At 59.3% G+C, this 8,554-nt stretch carries 10 protein-coding genes; 5 read left to right on the top strand and 5 right to left on the bottom strand.

From position 1 onward, the window contains the following. Positions 1–77 precede the first annotated feature (77 nt). Together hisB and AC1XOS_RS16510 are read right to left on the bottom strand one after the other, a co-directional pair. Positions 78–671: an imidazoleglycerol-phosphate dehydratase HisB gene (gene hisB, locus AC1XOS_RS16515; RefSeq protein ID WP_481963323.1), complete on the bottom strand. Its 594-nt coding sequence runs from the start codon at positions 669–671 to the stop codon at positions 78–80. Positions 672–722: 51 nt separating this feature from the next. Then, positions 723–1,496 carry a phytanoyl-CoA dioxygenase family protein gene (locus AC1XOS_RS16510; protein ID WP_481963322.1) on the bottom strand — a complete coding sequence of 258 codons (774 nt, stop codon included), beginning with the start codon at positions 1,494–1,496 and terminating at the stop codon, positions 723–725. Positions 1,497–1,561: 65 nt separating this feature from the next. Between AC1XOS_RS16510 and AC1XOS_RS16505 the strand changes: the two genes are divergently transcribed. Next, positions 1,562–2,545 carry a hypothetical protein gene (locus tag AC1XOS_RS16505; protein ID WP_481963321.1) on the top strand — a complete coding sequence of 328 codons (984 nt, stop codon included), beginning with the start codon at positions 1,562–1,564 and terminating at the stop codon, positions 2,543–2,545. A gap of 26 nt (positions 2,546–2,571) precedes the next feature. Continuing rightward, entirely contained in the window at positions 2,572–3,129 is a 558-nt protein-coding gene (gene hpt, locus AC1XOS_RS16500; protein ID WP_481963320.1) for a hypoxanthine phosphoribosyltransferase, read from the top strand. A 173-nt stretch (positions 3,130–3,302) separates the two neighbouring features. On the opposite strand, the gene AC1XOS_RS16495 is transcribed toward hpt, so the two are convergent. Both AC1XOS_RS16495 and AC1XOS_RS16490 read right to left on the bottom strand, forming a co-directional pair. After that, positions 3,303–3,758, bottom strand: coding sequence for an endonuclease domain-containing protein (locus AC1XOS_RS16495; protein ID WP_481963319.1), 456 nt, complete (start codon positions 3,756–3,758; stop codon positions 3,303–3,305). Positions 3,759–3,861: 103 nt separating this feature from the next. Then, positions 3,862–5,184: an aldehyde dehydrogenase family protein gene (locus AC1XOS_RS16490; protein ID WP_481963318.1), complete on the bottom strand. Its 1,323-nt coding sequence runs from the start codon at positions 5,182–5,184 to the stop codon at positions 3,862–3,864. 44 nt (positions 5,185–5,228) lie between these two features. Here AC1XOS_RS16490 and AC1XOS_RS16485 point away from each other — a divergent pair, with 44 nt between their 5' ends. Both AC1XOS_RS16485 and AC1XOS_RS16480 read left to right on the top strand, forming a co-directional pair. Continuing rightward, positions 5,229–5,792 carry a hypothetical protein gene (locus AC1XOS_RS16485; protein ID WP_481963317.1) on the top strand — a complete coding sequence of 188 codons (564 nt, stop codon included), beginning with the start codon at positions 5,229–5,231 and terminating at the stop codon, positions 5,790–5,792. A 25-nt stretch (positions 5,793–5,817) separates the two neighbouring features. After that, a complete protein-coding gene (locus AC1XOS_RS16480; protein ID WP_481963316.1) occupies positions 5,818–6,165 on the top strand; it encodes a ribosomal maturation YjgA family protein in 348 nt (115 codons plus the stop codon). Positions 6,166–6,278: 113 nt separating this feature from the next. On the opposite strand, the gene AC1XOS_RS16475 is transcribed toward AC1XOS_RS16480, so the two are convergent. Further along, complete coding sequence (locus tag AC1XOS_RS16475; protein ID WP_481963315.1) at positions 6,279–6,647, bottom strand: fluoride efflux transporter FluC; 369 nt, start codon at positions 6,645–6,647, stop codon at positions 6,279–6,281. A 67-nt stretch (positions 6,648–6,714) separates the two neighbouring features. Here AC1XOS_RS16475 and AC1XOS_RS16470 point away from each other — a divergent pair. Then, positions 6,715–8,554, top strand: a 1,840-nt coding sequence (locus AC1XOS_RS16470; protein ID WP_481963314.1) for an ATPase, T2SS/T4P/T4SS family, incomplete at its 3' end; no start/stop codon positions are given.

Raw genomic sequence — 8,554 nt, 5'->3', positions numbered from 1 at the left:
GATGGCGTGGCCCAGGAACTCGAAGGCTTTCTCCACCGAGCGCAGGTTGCCCACGCCATAGTCCATCAGCGCAATCACTAGAGCACGCCTTTGGTGGAGGGAATGCCGGTCACGCGGTCGTCCAGCGCAACGGCTTGGCGCAGGGCACGTCCGAAGGCTTTAAACGCGGCCTCGGCGATATGGTGGGCGTTCTTGCCGACAATCAGCCGAATATGGAGATTGAGTCCGGCCTCGCGAGCGACGGCATGAAAGAACTCCTCGACCAGCTCGACGGCGAAGTTTCCAATGCGCGTGTCGGGGAACTCTAGGGCAATATGCGCCCCGCCGCGCCCGGAGAAATCCAAGGCGCAGAGCACCAGTGACTCGTCCATGGGTACGGTCGCGTCGCCGTAGCGGGTCATGCCCTTTTTATCCCCGACGGCGGCCTTCAGCGCCTGCCCCAGGCAGATTCCCACATCCTCGACCGTGTGATGATCGTCAATGTGGTAGTCACCCTTCGCGGTGACACTGAGGTTTAGCAGCCCGTGCCGCGCGACATGGGTGAGCATGTGGTCGAAGAAGCCAACGCCGGTGGAAAGCTGGCTAGAGCCATCGCCATTGAGATCCAGCGAGAGCGTGATATCGGTCTCGGAGGTCTGGCGGGAGAGAGAAGCGGTTCGTGGTGCGCTCATACAGTAGGCAGTATACCGTCCCCCTTCGCGAAGCCGGAGGGGGACAGCCGTCTAAGCGGCTGGGGGAGGTTGCACCAAGCTCCCCTGCCGCTCGCGCCAGGCGGCTTTTGCCTCTCTGACATCGAAGAAGTGCTCTTCGGCAAAGAGCGACTCGTGGCCGAGTTTTTCGCGGGCGGTAGCCAGAATCTCGCGCCACTGGGCACTGTGGTACGACGGCCACTTCACTCCCGCTTGGCAGTACGAGGCATCGGCGAAGTAGCGGACGCGATCCGCGCCGCCGGGCTTGGCGCGGCGGGCGTGCCAGAGTGCGGAGTAGACAATCACGGCGGAGCCCGGCGGCAGGTCATCCACCACGATCTCGCCGGGGAGAACTTGCTGGCCCAGGTGCCCAAGCGCTCCGTTGGCGATAACCGTGTTTTGTGTGCGCGGCAACACCACTAAGTCGCCCACTTCTCCGTTGAGGCCATTGAAGTAGTAAAAAACATGCACCATGATGTGGCTACGGTTGGTCTGAGGCTCCTGCTCGTAGTCCTGGTGCCAGTTCGAGCCGGGGGTTCCTGCGCCTTGGCGGCTGGCGTGTAGATGGTGGAAGGCAAAGCCTGGCCCCATCACCTGCTCGACCATCGCCAGGGTCTTGGGATGCACCATCAGCGGCCCCAGGTGGGGAAGCTGGCAAAGATAGGGCACGGGCTCTTTTGCCTCGCGGAGCGCCTGGAGAGCGTCCATATCGGCTTTATAGCCTGCCATCTCCTCATCGGTGAAGTAGCGCGGTAAGACGAGAAATCCTTGGTCATGGAAAGCGGTAAGCTGGTCATCGGTGAGCATAGTAGAGGAAATTATACCTCTTTTCCTCGTTTTTTCCCCATTAAAATACGGTACACTGGAGCTAAATGAAGGTGCAAAGTTTTGTTGCCATCGCGCTGACTCTGGCGCTGGCGGGCGTGGCGCATGCGGAGCGGTTTCTCTTCCAGCGCGGGAGTGTCCTCTATAGCGCAAGCCGCGATGGAAAAGAGTCCCGGCGCGTGTTGGACATGAGTGTTGGGCAGGGGGCTGTCTGGGCTACCTCGCCGGATGGTCGTCGGATTGTCTGGGCCAAGGCGGCCAATCCCGAGACAGAGGGGAGCCTGGCAGGGCGGCCCATCACTTTGTTTTTGAGCGACATCACCGGCCGTCGGCAGAAAAAGCTCCTCACCACGGAGAATCTCACCGACCGCCAGGGTCGTAAAGTCGCAGAGATTAGCCCGACAGTTCCCAACGGCCCGTTAACCACCCTCAAGGACTGGAGCCTTGTCTCACTCTCGTGGAGCACCGACGGACGGACACTCTATATGGGCTGTACCCGAGTGGGAGCGGCGGCGGGGGTGATGACGGTCTCGGTAGACGCGCAGTCTGGGACAGCCTTGGTGGACGCGGAAGGCCACTGGAAGTGCCTGGCTCCCGTCATACAGCCCGATGCTCGCTCGACCTTTCTCGCGGCAGTCGCCATCGGTAAAGAGAGTGGGATTGCGCCGCTCCAGATCTGCAACCTGGCGGTCGGCAATGCCTGGACTCCGGTTCCCACACTGGGTGGCCCCGCCGCCTATGGTGCCGCGCTCTGGCCTGCTCTCTCCCCCGATGGAAAGAGCATTGCCTTTGCCTCCGTGCCACGTGGGCTCTGGCTCGCCTCCGGGCCGGGTTTTGCGGTCAAGCGCCTGATCAGCGGCGATGTGATGCGCCCGCGTTTCAGTGAAGATGGAAAAACCGTGCTTTTTCTCTCGCCACGCCCCACGACAGCCGATAAAATAGCCTATGACCTCTACGAATTGCCCATCAGTGGCACAACCCCCAAGGTGGTGCTCAGCGATGTGGACTGGTTCGACCTGGTCAGCGACTGACATAAAAAGGCAGACAGACGAGAAGAATGCACCCTGATATTGACACGATCCGTATTACCGAAGAGGAAATCGCCTCCCGTGTGGCCGCACTAGGCGCACAGATCACCCGTGACTATGAGGGCAAAGATCTGATCTTGATCGGTGTCCTGACCGGCTCAACCCTCTTTATGGCCGACTTAGTGCGGCGCATCAATATTCCCCTCTCGTTTGACTTTGTCTCGGTCAGCTCGTACGGAGCCAGCAGCAAGGCCAGCGGGGTCGTGAAGATTCTCAAGGACCTGGATGAGCCGGTGGAGAGCCGCCATGTGATCGTGGTAGAGGATGTTCTCAACCCCGCGATGGCACGCCGCCTTGCCTACTTACTCGACCTGCTGAGTGCCCGTAAGTGCGCCTCGATCCGCGTGTGCACACTCCTTGACAAGCCCATGCGCCGCCGTGCTCTGGGGATTGACTTGGAGCCGGACTATTGCGGCTTCGCGGTTGAAGAAGAGTATGTGGTCGGCTACGGCATGGACTACCTGGGCCGCTACCGCTCGCTTCCCTACATCGGCACCCTCAAGCCCGTCATCTATGGCGGGGGGTAGTTTTTTTGCCTCCCCCGGCGCTTCTTGCCATCTCCCCGCGCTTCTTGCCATCTCCCCGCGCTTCTTGCCATCTCCCCGCGCTTCTTGCCATCTCCCCGCGCTTCTTGCCATCTCCCCGCGCTTCGTTCGTTCCTCACTTCGCGCGACCCTCTTCCTGTATCGCTCGTGCCTCGCTAGGAAGAGGGTGTGCGTTTGGATTCACGCAAAACGATTTGGCGAAGTTCAGCGGCGGACTTCGTGAGAACTTCCTGATTAGTGAGACGTAGTAGGTGAAGCCCCCGTTCTTCCAGTGCTCTTTGGCGAAGCTGGTCATTAACCTGGACTTCGGGAAGATCATGGATGCTTCCGTCTACCTCGACAACGAGCTTCAACGCCGCGCAGTAAAAGTCCACCACATAGGGTGCAATGGGATGTTGCCGTAGAAAGCGATAGCCACCACAAGCATCTTTACGTAGCACTTCCCAGAGAACCTTCTCCGCGACGGTTGCTTCGGTACGCAAGACTCGTGAGCGTTGTCTTAAATGCTGATCCAGATTCCGACGACATGACTTTTTTATAAAATCTTTGTTCACACTTGTAGAACGGTTAGGAAGCAATGATTCTGATAAAAAATCAAAAATATCTTTCACCCTCTTCCTAGCGAGGCACGAGCGATACAGGAAGAGGGTCGCGCGAAGTGAGGAACGAACGAAGCGCGGGGAGATGGCAAGAAGCGCGGGGAGATGGCAAAAACTACAGCACCAAAACTCTTGGGCTTGTGTACTCGTCCATGGTCCAGCGGATGCCTTCACGACCTGTCCCCGAGTCGCCATCGCCGCCGTAGGGCATGGAATCGCTGCGGAAAGTGGGGACATCGTTGATAATCACGCCGCCGACCCGGAGCTGCTGGTGCGCCTGGAGAATGCGGCGCATGTCGTAGGTGAAGACTCCCGCTTGTAGGCCAAAGCGGCTCGCATTGATGCGAGCGATTCCTTCGTCAAAGCTCTCCACGGACTCCACCACCACCACCGGCCCAAAGACTTCGTCACAGGCGATCGGCTGGTCTACCGGGACATGCGTGAGGATACTTGGGGCGAGAGAGGCACCATCACGCAGCCCCTGGAGGAGCACTCTTGCCCCTGCCGCTTTGGCTTGCTCCACCCACTGCTCCACCCGAATCGCCGCCGCCTCGGTGATCATCGGCCCTAAATCGGTGTTCTCGTCGGCGGGATCACCGAGGCGAAGTGCCCGCGTTTTTGCTACCAGCGCTTCACAGAACGCCTCGAAATGGGTTTTATGGACAAAGACACGCTGCACCGAGATACAGACCTGACCCGAGTAAGCAAAACCGCCCGCGACGCAGCGGGCCACGGTAGGCGCGATATCTGCATCGTCCGCAACCAGCACCGCCGCATTGCCTCCTAGCTCTAGAGTAACGTGCTTTTTAGTTGCCAGCCGCTTCAGCTCCCAGCCAACGCGATCCGAGCCGGTGAAGGAGAAAACCGGCAGACGCGGATCAGTGGCCAGCAGTGTGCCGATCTCTTGCGGTGTCTCGGGAGTCAGCACCGCAAAAGCCGCTTCGGGCCAGCCCGAGGCATGCACCAGCTCCTGGAGTTTGAGGGCGATTCGTGGCGTTTTCTCCGCGGGCTTGAGCACCACTGGCGCACCGACCGCAATCGCCGGAGCCAGCTTATGCGCCACGAGATTGAGGGGAAAGTTGAAGGGCGTCACGGCGGCAATCGGGCCAAGCGGAAAGCGCCGCACCAGTCCCAGGCGTCCCGCCGCCGCCGCGCTCAGATCCAGTGGGAGTAGCTCGCCCCCAAAGCGCCGGGCTTCGTCTGCGGCGAGTGAGAATGTCATGCGGGCACGCTGCACCTCGACACGCGCATCCCGAATCGGCTTCTTCGCCTCCGTGCAGAGGAGCTGGGCAAAGTCCTCAAGCTGCGCCTCCAGCCCCTCGCTAATCCGTGTGAGAGTTGCATGGCGCTCAAACGATGCCCGTGCTTGTGTGGCAAAAAAAACCTCAGTGGCAGCCGCAATCGCGGACTCGGCCTCCGCCTTTGTCGTGAAGTGCATGGCTGTAGGATACCCGCATCGGGCACCGTGGGGTATCCTGAGCCATGCCGACTCTACTCCTTGCACTTCTTGCTCTCGGGCAGACCGAGGCCCCTGCTCCTAAACCACCGTACATCCCTCTCTATGGTTTTAACGCGGGTACCTACTTACCCACTAGTGCCGCCGTGCGCTCTCGCTTTGGGGAGAGCTGGCTAAGCTTCTCACCCGGTTTTGGTCCCGTTCTCCCGCCCCCGATTCCCCGGCTCTCGTCCGACTTTAACCTTGCCACGCAGAGGAAGACATTGGGTGGTTTCCAGAACCGTGCGTTCATGGCCTCTCTAGCAGCGCAGTACCAGTGGCCTCTTTTTCAGCTCTATGTCACAGAGGGCGAGCCCTTCAAGCTCCCGACGTTCTTGCCGTATGCGGGCGTGAGCTTGGGAGGAGCCTACGCCAACTTGCGGAGCCAGGCCGATCGCATTAATGGGAGCGGGTTTGCTCCGAGCGGCAGTCTCTACGTGGGAACGAGCATTGGGCTCCGTAGCTTTTTAGAGGCGCGCTGGCGTTCTGTTGGTAAAGTGCAGGGCTTTGACCTCTCGGGGCTTGATCTGAGTGTTGGGCTCCGTTTCTAGCGCATCTCTTCGGGCGCGTTGGCTCTTGGGGGCACTTTTTTGCCTGCCTCTAGGACTTGCCACGCGCCCCCTGAAACAGCACTTCGACGCGCTTGGTTCGGCGCTTGGAGATGGCCTCTGGGCGCTGTTTGTCTTCTGCCTGGTCTGTAGCGCAGCGCCGCGCTGGCCACTGGCGCGGCGCACTCTTCTTGCACTGGCTCTGGCCGTGCTCGTCGAGGTTAGCCAGCTCTGGCACTTCCCTTGGCTCGTCGCACTTCGTCACACAAGACTCGGCGCACTTGCCATTGGTGGCAGCTTCTCGTTTGGGGATATTGTCTGCTACGCCACAGGAATCGCCCTCGGGGCTCTCTTTGCCCGGAGATTCGAGCGATGAGCCAGCCTCAGAACCGATACGGGCGTTCTGGAGACGCTGGAGCCTGAGGGGATTGCTCACTTGATCGCTCTTGTCGTGTCAAACCCACGTGTCCGCGAAGCCGTCGACGAGTTCTACCGGGTTCCGACGTAGCTTCCTAGCTTTCCGCCCAGCCAGACAGCGAGCAGGCCTAGGGCGAGCGAGAGGGCGATATTTCCCATCGCGAGGCCAGGTTTGAGCTTCTCAGTGTCGTACATCAGGGTCGAGAACGTGGTGTAGCCTCCGCAGAAGCCGACACCGAGCAGCAAGCGCCAGCCCTCAGACTTGTTGCCCAGTGTGGCCGCAATGAGGCCGAGCACAAAACAGCCGCTGACATTGACGATCAGTGTGCCTGTAGGAATTGCGCTGGGCCAGCGCATGGTGATCCAGCTCCCTAGGCTGTAGCGTACAACTCCCCCCAGCGCACTTCCCAGTCCGACCAGCCCACAATCTAGCAATTTCATCAGGAGAATTGTACGGCAGAGTGCTTAAGAAGCGCTTCAAAATCACCGATCATTTAAATGGAATAATATGAAAATACTGGCTGTTGAAGAAGATGCTCTCTCCGCGCTGCTCTTGCACGAGGCGCTAGAGCGACAGGGACATCAAGCGACGATTGTCCGCGATGGTGAGGCGGCTTGGGAGCAGCTCACCCTAGGAAGCAGCCCACGCAGTGAGACGCGCACAAGCTCGCCCTATGATGTCTTAATAACCCGCTGGAACGCGCCTAAGGTCAACGGTCTCGATACCTGTCGCCGCATCCGCCACCCCGATATTGGAATCGAGAGCCTGCCGGTTCTGATGGCGATGGACAGTGATACGCCTGATACCCGAAAGCGGGCTCTGGAAGCGGGGACTGTCGTTTGCCTACGCTACCCACTCGACCCTGAGGAGATCCGTACCACACTTCAGGAAGTGGAGACAGCACAAGTCGCGCTTCAGGCTTCTTTAGAGCCTCTTCCCGAAAGCCTTCATAGCTCAGAAAGCCTTCATAGCTCAGAAAGCCTTCATAGCTCAGAGAGCCTCCATAGCTCAGAGAGCCTCCATAGCTCAGAAAGCCTTCATAACTTTGCCACAGCTCCCGTTGAGGAGCTTGCGCTTGCACGGATTGGCGACAAGGTTCCTGTTGCCGTAAGCCAGGCAGCGGCCCCTCAGGGAAATCACGTTCCCACCACTGGTGTGGATCTGCCCGCTGTCATGCCATCATCGGGTCTGATGGGAGCGAAGGAGCGCCTTGGGGATATCTTGATTTCCCGTGGGCTCATCACACATGGTCAGCTTGCTCAGGCACTGGAGATTCAGCACCGCACACAGGAGCGTCTGGGCTCGATCTTAGTCAACCAAGGCTGGGTCAGTGAGCAGGACATTACCGCCGCACACAGCCGCCAGATAGACATGACCTTCGTCAATGTTGAGAGCGAGCAAGTCTACGACGAAGGACTCTCCCTGATCTCCCGTGAGCAGGCGCTGGCACTCATGGTGCTGCCTCTTGAGCCTGCCATCGAAGACTCCTACCTCACCGATCCGCCGATCCGTGTCGCGGTCGGCAACCCGTGGAATACTCCCGCCATTGATCTGGTGCAGTCGCGTACCAAGCGGCGTGTACGTCCGGTGCTGGCAGAAAGCACCGCGCTTAAGCGTGCCATTGAGCTTGCCTACCAGACCAGCGGCAATACGTTTGATAAGCGCCAGGTGGCTCGCTCTTTAGAAGCAACCCTCATGATCCTCAACGATGATGCGGAGCTCTCACAAGAAGACATCCGCCGCCTCGCGGAAGACGCGGACAATATCGCCACCGTGGACGATCCCAATGACGCGCCGATCATCAAGTTTGTCAATACAGTGCTGATCGAAGGCGTCCGAAAACGCGCCTCGGATATCCATATCGAGCCCTATAAGAAAGACTTTCAGGTTCGCTATCGTATTGATGGCCACTTGCATGTGCTTCACGTGCTCCCGAAGACTTCGTTTGCCGCTCTGGTCTCTCGCCTTAAGATCCTCAGTGACCTGGATATCGCCGAGCGCCGTGTCCCGCAAGATGGCCGTATCAACCTGGGAATTGACGGGCGCACGGTACAGTTCCGTGTCTCAACCCTGCCTAACCTCTACGGCGAGCGCGTGGTGTTGCGTATCCTAGATGGCGGTGCAACCCAGAAAAGTGTCGATCAGCTGGAGTTCTCCAAGCCCAACTTAGAGGCGTTCCACACGCTTATCAAGCGTCCCTATGGCATCTTACTTGTGACGGGTCCAACAGGCTCTGGCAAGACGACCACGCTCTACGCCGCGCTGAATGCCGTCAAGGACGAAGCCACCAATGTCATGACGTGCGAAGACCCGGTGGAGTACGAGATGGATCGTATCAGCCAGAGCA

The sequence above is a fragment of the Armatimonas sp. genome (assembly GCF_964826245.1).
The sequence above is the reverse complement of the archived record's forward strand: the minus strand, read 5'-3'. Positions and strand labels throughout refer to the sequence as shown.